Raw genomic sequence first — 17,534 nt, forward strand, 5'->3', positions numbered from 1 at the left:
GTTCTCTCCAAATGAGCGCTTATAGCCTTTCTCGCCGTCAGCTTCTACATGCAGGCATTGCCACCGTTTCCCTTCCCCTCCTCCGTCGATTCGCCTTTGGCGAAAACCTCGAAGACGAGCGTACCGCGTGGTACCGCGAAGCAAAATTCGGTATGTTCATTCACTGGGGCCCCTATTCGCTTGCCAGCGTTGAAGCCTCCTGGCCGATCATGGAGCCCGGTAAGTGGAACATCACCGAAGCGGAGTACGTTGCGCTGCACAAGCGATTCAATCCCACCAAATACGATCCCGACCACTTCATCGATCTCGCTCGTGCTGCCGGCCAGAAGTACATGGTCTTCACCACCAAACACCATGACGGCTTCTGCATGTTCGATTCTTCCTACACCGACTACAAGATCACGAACACTCCATACGGTAAAGACATCGTCAAACAACTCGCCGATGCCTGCGCGCGGCGCGACATGCAGCTCGGCTTCTACTACTCACCGCCAGATATGCATCACCCTGGTTTCCGCGATACATCGAAGCTTGTCCGTGACAATTGGCATGGACAGCCTGAGCGTCCCGAATGGTCGTCTTATCTCAACTACATGCAGCTACAACTCAGCGAGCTGCTCACGCGCTATGGTGTCGTTAAAGACATCTGGTTCGACGGCCTGAACAATCAGGAAAAATACGATGGCCAGCGCTTCCTTGAACTCATCCACAAGCTGCAACCGCCAGCGCTGGTCAACGATCGCATCGGCGTCCCCGGCGACTACGTTACTCCTGAACAATTCATCCCAAGTGCCATCCCCACCAAAGACGTTCGCATTCAGGCAACAGACACCAGCGTGCAGAAAAAACTGCATACCGGGATACCTTCCGCAGCAGACTTCCAGCTTTGGGAGACCTGTATGACCATCAACAACACATGGGCTTACAACGCCAATGACCATGACTACAAATCTTCACGCGATCTCATTCGCGGCCTGGTTGAGGTTACAAGCCGCGGAGGCAACTTCCTTCTCAACGTCGGCCCTCAACCTGATGGAATGATTCAGCCTGAGTTTCAAGAACGTCTGCGATCCATCGGCGATTGGATCACCCTCAATGGCGACGCCATCTACGGCACAACCTACGGTCCCATCCAGGGAGAACGGGCATACCGCACCACGGCGAAAGAGAATAATCTCTATGTACACGTTTTGGATTGGCCCACCAACGGATTACAACTAAGTGGAGTCAAGCCCAAGGTCTTATCAGCGCGCCTGTTGGCTAACAATCAGCCGCTAACCTTCCAACAAACCGAGAACGGCGTGCAGATTACCCTGCCACAGCAAGCTCCCGATAAGAATGTCAGTGTTGTCGCTCTAAGAACGCTTTGACCGCTTCCACATCGGTCTCGTAAAGGGCTTACTCCCCGGGCTGAATTACGATCTTCAACGAATCAGCCTGTGGATGCGAAGCCAGATCAATGGCAGCGACTGCATCCTCAAGAGAGAAGCGATGCGATATCAACTGAGTCAGGTCGAAGCCATTGCGATAGCCATCGAAGACCATGCGCGTAACGTCATCCTGAATAGCGACTGACGCGCTATAGGATCCCATCAATGTCTTTTCGTCCATGCAGACTGCGGCCGGATCAAAGGGAGCTTCGCCATGCTGCGTCTGCGCAAAGAGCTGTACGCGGCCGCCCGGACGAATAGCATCCATCGCCACTTTGATGAGACCGTTGCCCCCCACAGCCAACAACGCGACATCGGCCCCACGTCCTTCAGTGGCTGCCTTTGCCGCAGCAACCACGTCTCCGTGAGCATCGAGCGAATGATGCAGTCCGAATTTTGCGGCTACGGCGTGACGTTCAGGATAGAGATCGCTGGTAAGAACAGTAGCTCCGGTTTGCCGGGCAAGCGCCGCAAGCAAAATACCGATGGAGCCTTGGCCAATCACCAGTACAGTCTCATCAGGTTGCAGGTTAAGCAGGCGAATGGCCTTGTAGCAAGTGTTGACTGGCTCTATGAAAGCCGCTTGTTCGAACGGAATGTCGTCTGGGACTTTGATCAGTCCACGGCGCACAATCCAGTCCATGACGCGAATGTACTCGGCGAAGCCACCACCAGAAGGAGCGAAGCCAGCGGTGCAGCCAACCTTCTTGTAGACCTCACACTGCGCAAAGGTCTGCTTGCGGCAGTAATAGCACTCCCCGCAGGGAATGTGATGGTAGGCCATCACGCGGTCGCCTACCGCAAAGCCGGTAACACCTTCGCCAGCACGAACGATCGTGCCCGACATCTCATGCCCAAAGACGCGCGGCGCATCGTGAGATCCGCTATGGATCTTCTTGAGGTCGGTGCCACAGATGCCGCATGTGTGAATCTTTACCAGCACTTCGCCAGGGCCAATGTCGGGAACGGAAATAGTCTCGACGCGAACATCGTTGATGCCGCGATAGACGGCGGCGCGCATGGTTACGGGAACGGTCACTGTTTGGCCTTGCTGTAATGTCAACGTATTTCCTTATGTTTGCTGGTGATACCAGTTTAATTGCAATTCGAGTTCGCTGGTTAGAGACTGCACGGCGCGCTTACTGTTGCTCGCAAGTGCAAAGAGCTTTGGCCAAAGACGCGGTCGCAGGACTGAATGCGCGGCAAAGGCTGCTTCACGAAACTGTCCGTCCGCCGCAGCAAACTGCGCGAGTTCCACCATCTCAAACGTGGCCTCGTCCGAGATAGATTTGATGGCACTGAAAGAGAGATTATGCGCCTGCGCAAGACGGGCCACTGTTGCGGCTTCCATATCGACAGCGCTAGCTTTATAAGAAGCGTAAAGACGCTGCTTCTCCTTGCTGCCTGCAATAACAGAAGCGGTAATCAATGTCTGACTGAAGAGGGGATTGGTGAAACGCTCTCCAGTGCGAACGTCGATAACAACTCCGGCGCGAACGATATCTCCCACGCGAAGGGCAGGATCGCATGCACCTGCGAGGCCAGCCGAAAGAATAGAGGTAACTGGTTTCAGTGAAAGTGCCGCCTGCACGGCGAGCGTGGCACGATCCGCTCCCATACCTGCACAGGCAACAACGGCAAAGTCATTGGTATAGGCCGTGATCTTGTCAGGAAGGCGATGCTCCTGCCATCCACGAACGAGTGCCTTTACCTCGTGCGGCAACGCGGCGATGATAGCTGGGCACTCTTTCATAGCTGCTTGTCGAGCGCGGGCGCATAGCCATTCGCGATGAACCAGGCAATCGCAGAGCGCAGTGCGTGATAGACGGGAAGAACCTTGAAGCCCAGTTCACGCTCTGCCCTGGCGGAGGAGGCAAACATCGTCTTCTTGCCCATGCGCACCGCTTCCACTGTGGCGCGTGGCTCTTTGCCGCGAAGACGACCCGTAAAGTTTTCGTCGAAGAAGGCAAAGGCCATGGCTACGGCATGGGGCACCTTCATCGTCGGAGAAGGCAGACCGGTGATCGAAGACATGCGGTCAAGAATCTGCTTGAGCGTTAGATTTTCGCCGCCGAGAATGTAACGCTCCCCGGGCGTTCCCATCTCCAGCGCTACAACGTGCATTCGAGCTACTTCGTTGACGTCAACCAGATTCAGACCGGTGTCGACATAAGCCGGAAACTTTTTATTGAGGAAATCCACAATGATTCTTCCAGTAGGCGTAGGCTTGGCGTCGCCCGTGCCTATCGGTGTAGTGGGATTCAAAATCATGACATGCTGCCCAGCCTGCGCAGCACGAATGGCCTCTTGTTCACCGAGAAACTTCGACCCCTTATAGGCACCGATCATGTCCGCAAGGGATACGGGCGTCTCTTCATTCACGATGGAGCCATCGCTCTTGAAGCCCATTGTAGCCACGCTGGAGGTGTAGACAACGCGCTGAACGCCAACCTCTCGCGCGATCCTGAGCAACTCGCGTGTGCCATCAACATTGGCCGCATACATCTGCGCCGGATCACGGACCCAAAGGCGATAGTCCGCGGCAACATGCACCAGAGCGTCGCAGCCCACAAGCGCCGAGCGCAATTTTTCCGGTTCGCGTAGGTCGCCCACAACCGTCTCTGCGTCAATCCCGGCGAGCGAATCAAGACGGCTCGTTTGCCGCGTCAATAGACGAAGGCTCGCACCCTCGGACGCATACGCCCGCGCCACATGGCCGCCGACAAAGCCTGTCGCCCCAGTAATGAATACGCGCACGTTTCGCTCTCTTCCTATTCTTTCTCAGGAACGATGCATGAAAGCAGATTAGTCTAGCTTCTCCGGCTCAATCTGAATGTTCTTTTCGCCAGCGGCCTTCTTCTCCCAGTACTTATTAACCCATGCCTCGAAGGTTTTTCCGGCAGCCGTATCGCGTCCCGTGAAGGCGAGTGCGGCGATGTCGGCATAGGCGACATTCACCTTCTCACGAGTGGCCGAAGGGATGACGCGAACAAAAGAGTCATTCAACGAAGCACCCGAGCGCCGGTCAAAGAGATAACCCTCTACTTTAGAACCGTCTTTACGTGTGATCGTGACATCGCCTCGATAATCGAAGGCCTTTTCGAGCGCCTCACGTACCTCGGCTTCACTCGCCAGATCGGGAACCCAGCCCTCAAGCACTTCGCGCTCGCGTCCCGCGGCAACTTCGATCTCGTCGGGATTTTCATGCGCCAATTGCGCGAGCTTCGCTGATTCCTGTGTCTCCGTTGCCATCGTTCGTCTCCCTCGATCTTTTTTCCTGTAGAGGTACAGGAAAAGTGAATATCCTAACGCCGTTTTCTCTCAAGAAAAACGGCACTTCGATGATGTTTCCAGGGCGTGGCAACAGAAAAACAAATCTAGACGCCCTGAAGTTCGCTGCTCTTTTCAGCGGCGGTTGGCGACGCAATCTGGACGAGGGGAGCGCTATGCGCAGGCTTCCACTCATTCAGCAGCTTCATCGCGCCATCATCTTCATACTTACTGAAGAAGATCGCCTTCGCTGTCTGCATCAGCCCTTTGAGCGAACCGAAGGTGTAGTTCACACCGCTGGCCTCATAGCCCGAGTGAACCATGCAATTGGCGCACTGCGGATTGCCGCTTTCGGTTCCGTAGTTCGACCACTCCGTAGTCTCCATCAACTCCTTGAAGGAGTCAGCATACCCATCCTGAAGCAGATAGCAGGGCTTCTGCCAACCGAAGATGCTGAACGTGGGCATTCCCCATGGCGTGCATTTCAAATCTTTCTTGCCCATCAAAAATTCCATAAAGATAGGCGACGCATTGAAGCGCCAGGTCTTCTTGCGATTCGACAGAATGGAGCGGAAGAGCTTCTTCGAGCGTGCACGCCCGAGAAAGTGCTTCTGGTCGGGGGCCTTGTCATAGGTATAACCAGGCGAGACCATCATGCTCTCCACGCCCGCCGTCATCAATTCGTCGAAGTGAGCGCGAACGCTGTTCGGATCGGCGCCGTCGAACAATGTGGTGTTGGTCGTGACGCGGAAACCCGCTTCCACCGCAGCACGTACGCCCTCCATCGCGATGTCGTAGCCGCCTTCGCGGCAGACAGAGAAGTCGTGGTGCTCACGTTGTCCGTCCACATGAACGGAGAAGGAGAGATACTTGCTCGGTTTGAAGAGATGCAGCTTCTCCTTGAGCAGAAGCGCATTGGTGCACATGTAGACGTACTTCTTCCGCGCCACCAGACCGGCGACAATCTCCGGCATCTGCGGGTGAAGCAAAGGCTCTCCACCGGGGATGGCGACCATTGGGGTCCCACACTCTTCGACTGCATTGAAGCAATCTTCGGGCGAAAGGTCCTGCTTCAAAATGTGGGCAGGATACTGGATCTTTCCGCAGCCCGCGCACGCGAGGTTGCAGCGGAACAAGGGCTCCAGCATCAGCACGAGCGGATACTTCTTCCTGCCCGTCAACTTCTGCTTCAAAACATAGGTTGCAACTGTCCAAGCCTGCGAAACTGGTACTGCCATCAGGTTTATCCTCCGATGAATCTTTTGCGTCCGGCTACTTTGCCGCTTCACTTCCCAAGGCACGATGATAGGTCGTCAGTGCCAACAGCGGGAAGTACTGCTTATACAAGTGATATCCAAGATAGAAGACTCGCGGAAAACCGGTACCCGTGTAATAGCTCTCGCCATTGCGGCCTGGCATCAGTTCACTCCAACTGCCGTCCTCATGTTGCTGCTCAACCAGCCAGCGAATTCCCTTTGCCACCGAATCCGAACGCGTATCCCCGGCAGCCAGTAGTCCAAGCAAAGCCCATGCGGTCTGCGACGGTGTGCTCGGACCGATGCCGCGCTGGTTAGGATCGTCGTAGGTGCCGCAGGTCTCGCCCCAGCCGCCATCGGCATTTTGCACCATGCGAATCCATTCGGCAGCCTGCTGAATGGCAGGTTCGTGGTTCCAGAAGCCCATCGCCTCCAGACCGCGCAGCACCAAAAATGTGCCGTAGAGATAGTTGACGCCCCAGCGCCCAAACCAGCTTCCATCCGACTCCTGCTCCTTCAGGATGAACTGCACAGCCTTCTCGACCCGCGGATCTTTCCGCGTGAAGCCATACTGCGCCAGCATCTCCAGCATCCGGCCCGTGATGTCAACCGTCGGCGGGTCGAGCATCGCATTGTGGTCGGCAAATGGAACGTACTGAAAGATGCTCTTGGTGTTGTCCTTGTCGAACGCAGCCCAGCCGCCATTCTTGCACTGCATCGCCCAGATCCAGTTCAACGCGCGCTGGCAGACCTCGTGCTGATAACGCTCACGAGGATTGTCGACGAAGTTCAATGCGAGCAGAACCTGCCCCGTGTCATCGATGTCCGGATAGAACTCATTGTTGAACTCGAAGTACCATCCGCCTGGCTCGACATTTTTGACCTTCACCGCCCAATCGCCCTTCTGGCGAACTTCCTTCGACAGAATCCAGTCCGCGGCCTTCAACATCCGCGGATCGTCCTTAGCAATCCCAGCCTCGCCCAGCGCATACATCGCCTGAGCCGTATCCCACACCGGGGGGAAGCACGGCTGCATGCGAAATGTCGGAGGCGCATAATCGGGCGTTCCGTCGGGGCAGTCGATGCCCAGCTTCTCAAACTCGTCCATCGCCCGAATCATCTGTGGGTCATCGACAGAGTAGTCCAGGCAGCGCAGCGCAACAATCGAGTTCAGCATCGCCGGATAGATCGCGCCCAACCCGTCCGACTTCTCAAACCGTTCCAGCATCCACTTCTCGGCCTTCTTGATCGCAATCTTCCGCAGTGGCCGAATGTGAACCCGCTCGAACCAGTGAATCATGCGGTCCGTAAAGAGAAAGAAGTTGCGCCAGCTTATTGGACGCTTCGTATCCCAGCGCAGATGCAGGTTCGAGTTTTGGCGGCCACCCACAAACAGCTCATCAATTCCCTGCTCCGGCGAAATCTTCTTGAACGGTTTCTTCGAATAGATGATCGACAGTGGCACGAGAATGCCACGCGACCACGACGAGATCTCATACAGATTGAAGTAAAACCAGTTGGGAAAAAGAACAATCTCCGGCGGAATCGCGGGTACCGCGTCGTAGTCGTACTGCCCCAGCGCGCATAGGTAGATCTTGGTGAAGGTATTGCACTCCACCACACCGCCATTGGCAAGCACCCACTCCCGGGCCTTCACCAGAACCGGATGATCCTTCGACCAACCCATCAGCTTCAACGCGAGATAGGCCTTTACGCCATAGCTGATATTCGAAGGTCCGCCAGGATAGAGGCTCCATCCACCATCATCGTTCTGGTGGCGAAGAATCTCATTGAGCGCCCGTTCCATCTTGCCCGGGTCGCCCGTCCCCAGCAGCGTATGCATGAAGATATAGTCGGACTCGAGCATACTGTCCGCTTCGAGCTCGCCGCACCAATATCCCTCAGGGTCCTGCTGGCCCAGCAGCCAATCCTTGGCACGGGCGATTCCATTCGCCACATGCTCCAATCCAAGGTCCATCCGGCCAAAGCGCGGCTGCGCCGGCTGGGTTGCGGTCTTCGGATTACTTGAAGATGTACTCATGGATACCGAACTCTCTGGTTGGAACTTCCCGCTCAGCGTGAGACCTGAGGAGCGGACGCAATCGCCTGGACGATCTCAGGAGGCAAACCGAAGCGAACATTCTCCGGCATCACCTCCACCTCATCGACGGAACCATAGCCCTTCGTCTGCAGATACTCAACGACATCCTTCACCAGAACCTCAGGAGCGGAAGCACCGGCAGTCACGGCTACCGTATCGACGCCATCAAGCCATTCCAGCTTGATATCTTCAGCCTTGTCGATCAGATAAGAGTTCGTTCCCAGATTCTGTGAGACTTCCACAAGACGGTTCGAGTTCGAACTGTTGCGCGAGCCAACTACAAGCACTACATCCGCTCCATGTGCAACATTCTTCACCGCAGTCTGGCGGTTCTCAGTGGCATAGCAAATATCCTGCGCGTGCGGCCCAACGATGTTGGGGAACTTCTTCTTCAGCGCCTCGATCATGTAGCGCGCCTCGTCCAGCGAGAGCGTCGTCTGCGTCAGGTAGGCCACCTTGTTCGGGTCTGGAACCACCAGCGCGGCAACCTCTTCGACCGTCGAAACCACCTGGGTCACGCTCGGCGCTTCGCCCTGCGTTCCTTCAACCTCTTCGTGGTCGCGATGCCCCACCAGCACAAGCGAGTAGCCCTGCTTGGCAAATTTGATCGCCTCGACATGCACCTTGGTCACCAGCGGGCACGTCGCATCGACAACCTTCAGGCCGCGCTCCTTGGCGCGCTCCCGAACCGCAGGCGAAACGCCATGGGCGGAATAGATGACACGAGCGCCCTCGGGCACCTCGTCCAGCTCATTGACGAAGATGGCGCCTTTTTTTGCCAGGTCGGTCACGACATAGCTATTGTGCACAATCTCTTTACGGACATAGATCGGCGCGCCAAAGGTCTCCAGCGCAATCTGAACGACGTCGATCGCGCGCACAACACCGGCGCAGAAGCCGCGAGGCTTGAGGAGGAGAACTCGCTTGGTTTTGGGAGAGCTGCCTTGATCGATCGCAGCGTGGTCAAGAGTGGTTGTAGTCACGCCTACCAGTATACCGCGTTCAGGGGTGGTTTGGGGCGAATTTGAACCATCTTTGGTGCACGGGAGCCACAGCGGCGAAATCAAAGGAACACCTCCCGTCAACTATCAGAAAGGTTCTCTAAAATATTTCCCATCAAAGGTTTAGGGGGCAGTCCAACTACAGCTTCTCACCCTTGCACCCGGGATGCCCGCACTCGCACTTCAACGTCGTCACACCTTTGGCATCTTCACAGTAGGTTGAACAGTATTTTTTGCCCTCAGCCGGGATACAGGTACATCCTTCCATTGCGCATTTCTTCGATTCTGTAGCCATTGGTATTCCTCCAGGACTTGCCTGTTCCGTGGGATGCCATCGCCGACAGTGAAGATGTGCATTGCTAGCGGCTACTTTGCAGAAGATGTTCAGCGTGCTTCAAACTGGTCTCGGTCAACTTCGCCCCGCTTAGCATCCGGGCAATCTCCTGCGTACGTTCCGCATCTTCCATACGCCGAACATCCGTCTGCATCCGCCCCCGCTTCTCTGTCTTCTCAATCAGAAAATGTTGGTCGCCAAATGCCGCAATCTGCGGAAGATGCGTAATGCATAAGACCTGCTGGCCCTTCGATAGAGTCTTCAACTTCTTCCCCACCGCCTCGGCAGCCCGTCCGCCGATACCAATATCAATCTCGTCAAAGACCAGCGTGCGTGGCAGCGGCGCTTTTTTCTTCCGCGCACCAGCAGTTCCCTCTTCCACTGTCACCTTCAACGCCAGCATGACACGCGACATCTCGCCGCCCGAGGCAATCTCATGCAGCGGCTTTAACGGCTCGCCCGCATTGGTGGCAATCAGGCACTCCACCTGGTCCCATCCATGCGCCGTCCAAGCGCTCGAAGCCTGGTCCATTGTCACCTGAATCTTGAACTTCGTGCTCATCGCCAAGTCGTTGATCTGAGCCTCAGCCAGCTTCTCCAACTTTTTCGCCGCCTCTGCCCTGCTCCCAGAAAGCTGCTTCGCCGCTGCCTGATAAGCCGCAGCATCCTGCAACTCCTTCGCCTTCAGCTCCAACAGCAGAGCGTCTCTGTTCTCCACCTCGCTTAATTGTCGTGCCGCCTCTGCGCCAAAGGCGATGACCTCCGCCAGCGTCCGCCCGTACTTGCGCTTCAACCGATCGAGAGCTGCAAGCCGATCTTCAATCTCCTCCAGCCGTCCCGGCGCGGCATGAATGTTGTCAGCAAAATCGCGCACTCCTGCGTCCACATCTTCAACGGCAGCCTTCGCCGCTGCCAACTGCTGCGCAGGCTCCTGAAACCGCGCGTCGTACCGCGCCAGCTCCTCAAGATGCTTCAACGCCGAGCCCAGCGCCGCCTCAGCCGAATTCTCCGACTCATACAGCAGTTCATGAGCACCCATGGCCGCTGCATAAAGTTTTTCGGCGTTCCCCAGCACCCGTTTCTCCGCCTCTAACTGAACGTCCTCGTCCTCTGCCGACAGCCCTGCCTGATCAATCTCCTTGCTCTGAAATCTCCACAGGTCAGCCATCCGCAGACGATCCTGCTCCGCCGATTGCAGCTCATCCAGCTTGTCCGTCGTGGCTCGCCACACCGCAAACGCCTCAGCCACAGCATCCGTCGAGATAGCGCCAAACCTGTCGAGCAAAATCCTCTGCTGCGTCTGGTCGAACGATCCCAGCGTCTCTCCCTGCGAGTGCACCAGCGCCAGCTCCGGCGCAAGCTGCCGCAACACCCCTACCGTCGCGGGCTGATTATTGACGAACACCCGCCCCTTACCATTCGCCGCAATCTCGCGTCGCAGCAATATATGGTCAGCCTCGGCATCGATCCCGTTCGCTTCAAGAATTACCATCGCGCCGGGAGTCATCTCGAAGACACATCCCACGACAGCCTTGTCGGCCCCGTGCCGCACTACATCGGAAGACGCTTTGCCGCCCAACAGCAGCGCCAGCGCATCGATCAAAATCGATTTACCCGCTCCGGTCTCTCCGGTCAGCAGGTTCAATCCCAGCCCGAAGTTAGCGACCGCACGGTCGATCACAGCATAGTTTTCCGCGCGCAATTCCAGCAGCATGTAAGCCTCAGTCGGATGACGTATCGCGAGAATAGCAAACCTCGTGCCGAAGCATCTATCGCTCCCCCTTAGGCATCACAGCAGATGCCCCCACCTGCACTTCGCCCGAACCACGATTTACACTAACGACTGGTGATCAATAACTATGCTCTGGACCTTCGCCCTTGCTCTCCTCCAGGAAGACGTCTCTAACCCGGCTCCCATAGCCTCCAACGGCAGCGCGCTGGTAGAGATGGTTCACAACAGCGGCCCGGTCGCCTTCACGGTGCTGGTCATCCTGCTCATTGCCAGCGTCTTCTCCTGGGCAATCATGCTCTCCAAGTGGTCAAGCTTCCGCCGCGCCCAGATGCAGGGCCAGCGCTTCGTCCGTGCCTTCCGCAAATCCAGTCGCCTCAGCGAGATCGCCTCTGTCGCCGAGCAGTTCAAGCCCAGCCCGCTCGTCCCGGTCTTCGTCGAGATTCACGACGAGTATCAGCGCCAGAACGGCGGACGCGGCATGCCACGTAATCCGGTCGCCCTCGAACGCGCCGCGCAGACCGCCTCCAGCGAAGCCCTCACCGCGATGGAGAGTCGCATGACCTGGCTCGCCACCATCGCCGCCATCGCTCCCTTCATCGGCCTCTTCGGCACCGTCATGGGCATCATCGACGCCTTCCACGGCCTCGGCACCGCAGGCGCAGCCACCCTGCGCGCGGTCGCACCCGGCATCTCCGAAGCACTCATCACCACCGCAGCGGGCCTTATCGTCGCCATCCCCGCCGTCGTCGGCTACAACCAGCTCACCGCTCGCCTGCGCGAGTTCGCCTCACGTATGGACGACTTCGGCCGCGAGCTTCTCAACGCCATCGAGAACTCTGCTCTGGCCACACCGCCCGCACAACCTCAGCAACCCGAAGAGCCACGCCGGAGGGCCTTCTAGCAATGGCCTTCTCCGCCAAAGGTCGCACGCAGACGGCGCTCGCCGAGATCAACATCACGCCGTTGGTCGACGTCGTGCTCGTTCTGCTCCTCATCTTCATGCTGACTGCGCCCGTACTTCAGTCCGGCGTCATCGTGGCCATTCCCAAGACGCGTGCAGTCAATCAACTCACCGAAGAGCGCATGGTCGTGACCATCGACAAAGACCAGAACGTCTTTCTGCAGGACAAGCCGGTCAACGTCAACGACCTGCCTAATCTGCTGCGAACCGTTGGCTCTGCTCCCACTGCGAAGCGCATTATCTACCTGCGCGCCGACGAGCGCGTACCCTTCGGCGCCTTCGCCTCTGTGATGGATGCGGTCAAGCAGGCCGGCATCACCGACATCAGCATCGTCACCCAGCCGATCCAATCGAAGTGAAGCCAAGTGAGGACCGGGTCATAGCTACTCAGCTCCAATACAGCCGCGACACCAGCACCGATGACAAGCTCGGCGGCAACCTCGTCGGCTCGCTCGTCCTGCACGCGCTCGTCGTCGCAGTCATCCTCGGCTGGGCGTATATCTTTCGTGCGCACACGCCGCCATGGGGTGAAAACACAGCCAATGCCGGAGCCATTCAGGCCACCATGGTCGCGTCCATTCCCCTTCCACCCAAGCAGCGCGATCTCGACACAGGTGTACTCACCTCTGAGACGCCAAGCCCTGCTCCCGTCATCGCGAAGGAAAAGACCGCGCCCCCCCCAGACTTGAAAGCTATTCCCATCCCCACCAAGGTTGTGAAGCCGCCAAAAGTCGCGCCCAAAGAAACCCCACAGCCACCCAAACATGTTCAACCTGTGCAGCCTCAGCCTAAAAAGGCCACCACAGGCGACACCGGCGGTATCCGCATTCCTGAAGCGACCATGCAACTCAAAAATGGCTCCGCCAGCATGAGCGTGCAGGATCGTAACTTCGGAGCGCGCTTCGCCTACTACGTCAACATCGTCAATCGCACCGTCGCACAGAACTGGTTCACCCAAGAGGCTGACCCCGTCGCCTCCAACGGCAAAAGCGTCACCATCGTCTTCGACATCAATCACGAGGGAGTTCCCTCCAACGCCCGTGTCGAGACCCGCAGCGGTTCTCCCTCGCTCGACACCTCCGCCCTTCGCGCCCTGCAGCGAGTCGAAGGCTTCGGCCCCCTGCCTCAGGGCGACCATATAACTGTTGAGTACACATTCAATTACCGCAGGCAGTAACGTGTTTTAACGTTTTCAAACGCACCGCGTCTATTATTTGCATCTACCATAGGAGAGAATGCTTACCCCAGACCGCACATCCAACCGTCGCTCCGTGCGCCTGCCCATCTGGCTGGCAGCCATGTCCGTCCTTCTGCTCAGCGTCTCCGCGCTCCATGCACAGGACTGGTTCAAGACCGAGACCTCCAGCGGCGCCTCCAGCATCCGCATCGCTGTCGCCGATTTCAAGCCGCTCTCAACCGACCCGCAGACCTCTCCGTTCAAGCACACCTTCGATACGACCCTCTACAACGATCTTGCCAACGCGGGCATCTTCGACGTCGTCTCCAAGAGTCTTCAGCCGCAGTCCACGCCCGGCGCACCAGCCGAGATCAGCCTCGCGCAGTGGTCCGCTGCTCCCTCTTCAGCGGCCATGGTCGCCTTCGGAGGCTTCAGCGTTCAGAACGGCAGAATCATCTGCAACGGCTATCTCTTCGACGCCAAGAACACGCAGTATCCCCAGGTGCTCGCCAAGCAGTACAACGAAGCAGCCTCTGAAGACTCCGCCCGTCAGGTAGCCCACCGCTTCGCCGACGAGATCATCTTCCGCCTCGGCGGAGGCACCCCCGGCATCGCCGAAACCAAGATCTACTACGTCAAGATTGGCGGCGGCAACAAAGAGATCTGGGCAATGGACTACGACGGAGCCAACCAGCACCCCGTCACCCATCTCGGCACCGTCTCCATCTCGCCGCGCATCTCGCCCGACAACTCCCGCCTTGCCTTCTCTTCGCTGGGCAAGCACGGCTTCCAGATTCGCATGTACTCGCTCCTGCTCAACCGGATGGTCAACTTCCCCGAGTCAGGCGGCACCAACATCTCACCAGCATGGTCTCCTGATGGCAAAGACGTTGCCTACTCCTCTTCCCGTACTGGAGACCCTGAGATATGGATCTCGGACGCCAACGGCAGCCTCGCGCGGCGCATCACCAGCTTCCGCGGTCCGGATGTCTCGCCCGTCTACAACCCGAAGACCAGTGCCCAGATCGCCTGGGTCAGCGGCCGTACCGGCCTGCCGCAGATCTACATCATGGACACGGATGGCTCTGCCATTCAGCGCATGACCGACGGCGGCTACGCCTCTTCGCCCTCATGGTCACCCAACGGCCAGTTCCTCGCCTTCGCCTGGAACCGTAAATATGGCCCTGGCGCACCCGGCGGACAGGACATCTACGTGATGGAAGTCGCCACCAAGCGCTGGATTCAGCTCACCCACGATCAAGGCCCATGTGACTTCCCCTCCTGGTCGCCCGACGGCAGGCACATCGTCTACGCCAGCGCCGCCAACGGCAGAACGGCTCAGAACAAGATCTGGACCATGCTCGCCGACGGCACCCAGAAGCATGAGCTCACCGGCGCCGGTGGAGACATGCCAAACTGGAGCTGGAAATAAATACTTTTGTACCTCTGCGAAAGTTGTTTCGCAGTCAACTTTGATTGTTTGAGATACTGCTGCTTGAGCAAGGGAGATACGATGAACGTAACGCGAACCAAAATCAACCGGGCCATTGTGCTGGCCGCTACCGTAATCGCATTGGGAGCCGTCACCGGTTGCCACAAAAAAAATAGCGGCGTCAACCCGAACAGCCTCGGGCCTGGGCCTGCGGAGACCGGAGCAGCACCGACGGCCACCATCACTGCCGACCCCACGGCCATCGACCTCGGCCAGTCTGTCGTCCTCAACTGGCGCACCGAAAATGCCAGCAGCGTCACCATCGACGGCATCGGCCCGGTGAATGCCAACGGCACCCAGACTGTATCTCCTTCCACCTCGACCAACTTCCATCTCACTGCAAAGGGTGATGGCGGCACCACGGAGGCCAATGTTCGCGTTACGGTTCGTGTGCCTGAAGCTCCCACCGTTCCAGCCAACGAGAACGGCGACATGGGCAGCGACGAGGTCTTCCACCAGAACGTCAAGGACGTCTTCTTCGACTACGACAGCTACGATCTCCGTCCCGATGCTCAGTCCTCCATCTCACAGGCTGCCAGCTATCTAGCAGCGCACCCCGCCATCAAGGTCGTCATCGGTGGTTACTGCGATGACCGTGGATCGGCCGAGTACAACCTCGCGCTTGGCGAGAACCGCACCAACTCTGCCCGCACCGCGCTGGTCAATGCCGGAGTCGCCGCAAGCCGTCTCCGCGTCATCAGCTACGGCAAGGAGAAGCAGTTCTGCACCGACGAGAACGAGAGCTGCTGGCAGCAAAACCGCCGTGGGCAGTTCTCCCTCGACCGCTAGTCTAGAGCAGTTTTTCACTCACTCACCTCAGCCCCCGTGCATTTCACTGCACGGGGGCTGACAGCATCCAGAAAGCCGAGCGTCGCCCATGGCCAACCAAAAGAACAAGCTCTCCTCCGCCAACAAATCGATCCGCCTCGCCTCGGTCGCGATTCTCGGCACCGTGATGGTCTTCACCACGCCCGCCTTCGCTGCGAACCGCGACATGATCCAGCTTCAGACCCAGGTCCAGCAGTTGCAGGATGCCGTCGCCCGTCTCCAGCAGACCAACGACGAGCGCATGGGCGTCATGAAGGACCTCGTTCAGCAGAGCGCCGACGCCGTCAACAAGATGTCGTCCAACATGGATGATCTGAAGAAGCAAATGCTGGAACAGCAGAATGCGCAAGGCACCAAGATCGACCAGGTCTCCGGCCAGATCCAGTCCATGAACGACTCCCTTGACGAGGTCAAGGCGCGCATCGGCAATCTCGAAAAGCTACTTCAGAACATCCAGAACCAGCAGCAATCGATCAATGCCAACATGCAGAACGCGCAGCCTGCTGCCGGTGGCGGTATCCCGGATAACACCGCCGCTCCTGCCAACGCACCATCCGATGCTGCTGCATTGCCTGCCCCGAATACTGGAGCTGATGGCAAGCCTCTTGCAGGCACACCGCTACCAGCCGACAACGGCGCTCCAGCATCTCCTCCCGCCGACGAGCTCTACAAGACCGCTCTCGGCGACTATATGTCTGCCAAGTATTCACTGGCTTCCTCAGAGTTCGGAGACGTCACCAAGAACTATCCCGACAACCCTCTCTCCGGAAACGCCTTCTACTACCTTGGCGAGATCGACTATCGCGCCGGACACTATGTCGAAGCCATCAAGAGCTACGACAAGGTGATCAGCCAGTACCCCGCCAGCAACAAGGTTCCGGTATCGCGTCTGCACAAGGGCAACGCACTGATTGCCTCCAAGCAGACGGCAGACGGCGTCCGCGAGCTTCGTGACCTCATCCAGCGCTTCCCCAACTCTCCCGAGGCGATGCAGGCACGCAGCAAGCTGAGCGGCATGGGAGTTCCTGTAAAACCGCACCACTAATCCCCCATCAAGCAAATGAAAAGCAGGGCAACTCAGGCAATTCTCACTGGGTTGCCCTGCTCTCGTCAGGGCGGTACATTGGCTTAACGATGTCAAATATTTCAAACGCACTCGACCTCTTCCGCCTCGACAACAAAGTAGCCCTCATCACCGGGGCCGCCAGCGGTCTTGGCGCAGCCATCGCGACCGCTCTCTCGCAGGCCGGAGCCACCGTAGCTGTCCACGGCAACCGCCGCCCAGCCGACGATACCGCCGCCGCCATCAACGCCGCCGGTGGCCGTGCCGAAGCCTTTCAGGCCGACCTCTCCAGCACCACAGGAGCAGAGACGCTCTTCCATCAGGTCAAGCAGAAACTGAGCCGCGTCGACATCCTCATCAACAACGCCGGAACCATCCACCGCAACGCCGCCGAAGATACCCTGCTCGAAGACTGGCAGCAGGTCGTACAGGTTAACCTCACCAGCGTCTTCCAGCTCTCGCAGCTCGCCGCGCGCGACATGATCTCCCGCAACGCGCCCGGCAAGATCGTTAACATCGCCTCCCTGCTCAGCTTTCAAGGCGGCATTCGTGTCCCCGCCTACGCAGCCAGCAAAGGTGGAGTGGCACAGCTCACCAAGGCCCTCGCCAACGAATGGGCACCTAAAGGAATCCAGGTCAACGCCATCGCTCCCGGCTACTTCGCCACCACCAACACCGAAGCCCTGCAAGCCGACGAGACCCGCAACCGCCAGATCCTCGAACGCATTCCCGCAGCCCGCTGGGGACAGCCGCAAGACCTCGCCGGAGCCGCTCTCTTCCTCAGCTCCAGCGCCAGCGACTACGTCACCGGAACCATCATCACAGTAGACGGCGGTTGGATGGGCCGCTAACACCGGAAAACTCTACCTCGCCCATGGCATCCAACCTC

General features: G+C 58.0%; 16 protein-coding genes. 8 read left to right on the forward strand and 8 right to left on the reverse strand.

What is annotated here, in order from left to right; translation table 11 throughout:
- Positions 1-11 precede the first annotated feature (11 nt).
- Entirely contained in the window at positions 12-1,370 is a 1,359-nt protein-coding gene (locus tag GSQ81_RS00095; RefSeq protein WP_158908729.1) for an alpha-L-fucosidase, read from the forward strand.
- A gap of 28 nt (positions 1,371-1,398) precedes the next feature.
- Here the strand turns inward: GSQ81_RS00095 and GSQ81_RS00100 are convergent, their stop codons facing one another.
- The 8 genes from GSQ81_RS00100 to recN form a co-directional block, all read right to left on the reverse strand.
- Positions 1,399-2,451 carry a zinc-dependent dehydrogenase gene (locus GSQ81_RS00100; RefSeq protein WP_158909817.1) on the reverse strand — a complete coding sequence of 351 codons (1,053 nt, stop codon included), beginning with the start codon at positions 2,449-2,451 and terminating at the stop codon, positions 1,399-1,401.
- A gap of 51 nt (positions 2,452-2,502) precedes the next feature.
- Positions 2,503-3,183, reverse strand: a complete 681-nt coding sequence (locus GSQ81_RS00105; RefSeq protein ID WP_158908730.1) for a phosphorylase — start codon at positions 3,181-3,183, stop codon at positions 2,503-2,505.
- Positions 3,180-4,187, reverse strand: coding sequence for a hopanoid-associated sugar epimerase (gene hpnA / locus GSQ81_RS00110; protein ID WP_158908731.1), 1,008 nt, complete (start codon positions 4,185-4,187; stop codon positions 3,180-3,182). The genes GSQ81_RS00105 and hpnA overlap by 4 nt, the downstream gene beginning before the upstream one ends.
- Before the next feature lie 48 nt (positions 4,188-4,235).
- A complete protein-coding gene (locus tag GSQ81_RS00115) occupies positions 4,236-4,682 on the reverse strand; it encodes a hypothetical protein (protein WP_158908732.1) in 447 nt (148 codons plus the stop codon).
- A 125-nt stretch (positions 4,683-4,807) separates the two neighbouring features.
- Positions 4,808-5,938, reverse strand: a complete 1,131-nt coding sequence (gene hpnH, locus GSQ81_RS00120) for an adenosyl-hopene transferase HpnH (RefSeq protein WP_158908733.1) — start codon at positions 5,936-5,938, stop codon at positions 4,808-4,810.
- A gap of 34 nt (positions 5,939-5,972) precedes the next feature.
- Positions 5,973-7,997, reverse strand: coding sequence for a squalene--hopene cyclase (shc, locus tag GSQ81_RS00125; RefSeq protein ID WP_158908734.1), 2,025 nt, complete (start codon positions 7,995-7,997; stop codon positions 5,973-5,975).
- 32 nt (positions 7,998-8,029) lie between these two features.
- Positions 8,030-9,040, reverse strand: coding sequence for a 4-hydroxy-3-methylbut-2-enyl diphosphate reductase (locus GSQ81_RS00130; RefSeq protein ID WP_158908735.1), 1,011 nt, complete (start codon positions 9,038-9,040; stop codon positions 8,030-8,032).
- A 377-nt stretch (positions 9,041-9,417) separates the two neighbouring features.
- Positions 9,418-11,106, reverse strand: coding sequence for a DNA repair protein RecN (gene recN / locus GSQ81_RS00135; RefSeq protein WP_158908736.1), 1,689 nt, complete (start codon positions 11,104-11,106; stop codon positions 9,418-9,420).
- A gap of 145 nt (positions 11,107-11,251) precedes the next feature.
- Here recN and GSQ81_RS00140 point away from each other — a divergent pair, with 145 nt between their 5' ends.
- From GSQ81_RS00140 to GSQ81_RS00170, 7 genes are all read left to right on the forward strand, one after another.
- Complete coding sequence (locus tag GSQ81_RS00140; RefSeq protein WP_158908737.1) at positions 11,252-12,025, forward strand: MotA/TolQ/ExbB proton channel family protein; 774 nt, start codon at positions 11,252-11,254, stop codon at positions 12,023-12,025.
- A gap of 2 nt (positions 12,026-12,027) precedes the next feature.
- Entirely contained in the window at positions 12,028-12,444 is a 417-nt protein-coding gene (locus GSQ81_RS00145; RefSeq protein WP_158908738.1) for a biopolymer transporter ExbD, read from the forward strand.
- Positions 12,441-13,262, forward strand: coding sequence for a TonB family protein (locus GSQ81_RS00150; protein WP_158908739.1), 822 nt, complete (start codon positions 12,441-12,443; stop codon positions 13,260-13,262). The genes GSQ81_RS00145 and GSQ81_RS00150 overlap by 4 nt, the downstream gene beginning before the upstream one ends.
- A gap of 58 nt (positions 13,263-13,320) precedes the next feature.
- Entirely contained in the window at positions 13,321-14,694 is a 1,374-nt protein-coding gene (gene tolB, locus GSQ81_RS00155) for a Tol-Pal system beta propeller repeat protein TolB (RefSeq protein ID WP_158908740.1), read from the forward strand.
- An 81-nt stretch (positions 14,695-14,775) separates the two neighbouring features.
- On the forward strand, positions 14,776-15,543 hold the full coding sequence (locus tag GSQ81_RS00160) for an OmpA family protein (RefSeq protein WP_158908741.1): 768 nt from the start codon (positions 14,776-14,778) through the stop codon (positions 15,541-15,543).
- Positions 15,544-15,631: 88 nt separating this feature from the next.
- Positions 15,632-16,627 (forward strand): tetratricopeptide repeat protein, encoded by a 996-nt coding sequence (locus GSQ81_RS00165; RefSeq protein WP_158908742.1) that lies wholly within the window; start codon positions 15,632-15,634, stop codon positions 16,625-16,627.
- A gap of 89 nt (positions 16,628-16,716) precedes the next feature.
- Positions 16,717-17,496: a glucose 1-dehydrogenase gene (locus GSQ81_RS00170; protein ID WP_158908743.1), complete on the forward strand. Its 780-nt coding sequence runs from the start codon at positions 16,717-16,719 to the stop codon at positions 17,494-17,496.
- Positions 17,497-17,534: the final 38 nt, after the last annotated feature.

Origin of the sequence: Granulicella sp. L56 (assembly GCF_009765835.1) — a bacterium.
GTDB lineage: Bacteria > Acidobacteriota > Terriglobia > Terriglobales > Acidobacteriaceae > Edaphobacter.

What these genes read in the sequence shown, in the direction of transcription:
- shc (WP_158908734.1), bottom strand. Translation starts at nt 7,997, where the DNA reads ATGAGTACATCTTCAAGTAATCCGAAGACCGCAACCCAGCCGGCGCAG.
- GSQ81_RS00095 (WP_158908729.1), top strand. Translation starts at nt 12, where the DNA reads ATGAGCGCTTATAGCCTTTCTCGCCGTCAGCTTCTACATGCAGGCATT.
- GSQ81_RS00100 (WP_158909817.1), bottom strand. Translation starts at nt 2,451, where the DNA reads ATGCGCGCCGCCGTCTATCGCGGCATCAACGATGTTCGCGTCGAGACT.
- recN (WP_158908736.1), bottom strand. Translation starts at nt 11,106, where the DNA reads ATGCTGCTGGAATTGCGCGCGGAAAACTATGCTGTGATCGACCGTGCG.
- GSQ81_RS00140 (WP_158908737.1), top strand. Translation starts at nt 11,252, where the DNA reads ATGCTCTGGACCTTCGCCCTTGCTCTCCTCCAGGAAGACGTCTCTAAC.
- tolB (WP_158908740.1), top strand. Translation starts at nt 13,321, where the DNA reads ATGCTTACCCCAGACCGCACATCCAACCGTCGCTCCGTGCGCCTGCCC.
- GSQ81_RS00145 (WP_158908738.1), top strand. Translation starts at nt 12,028, where the DNA reads ATGGCCTTCTCCGCCAAAGGTCGCACGCAGACGGCGCTCGCCGAGATC.
- GSQ81_RS00165 (WP_158908742.1), top strand. Translation starts at nt 15,632, where the DNA reads ATGGCCAACCAAAAGAACAAGCTCTCCTCCGCCAACAAATCGATCCGC.
- GSQ81_RS00170 (WP_158908743.1), top strand. Translation starts at nt 16,717, where the DNA reads ATGTCAAATATTTCAAACGCACTCGACCTCTTCCGCCTCGACAACAAA.
- GSQ81_RS00160 (WP_158908741.1), top strand. Translation starts at nt 14,776, where the DNA reads ATGAACGTAACGCGAACCAAAATCAACCGGGCCATTGTGCTGGCCGCT.
- GSQ81_RS00105 (WP_158908730.1), bottom strand. Translation starts at nt 3,183, where the DNA reads ATGAAAGAGTGCCCAGCTATCATCGCCGCGTTGCCGCACGAGGTAAAG.
- GSQ81_RS00115 (WP_158908732.1), bottom strand. Translation starts at nt 4,682, where the DNA reads ATGGCAACGGAGACACAGGAATCAGCGAAGCTCGCGCAATTGGCGCAT.
- hpnH (WP_158908733.1), bottom strand. Translation starts at nt 5,938, where the DNA reads ATGGCAGTACCAGTTTCGCAGGCTTGGACAGTTGCAACCTATGTTTTG.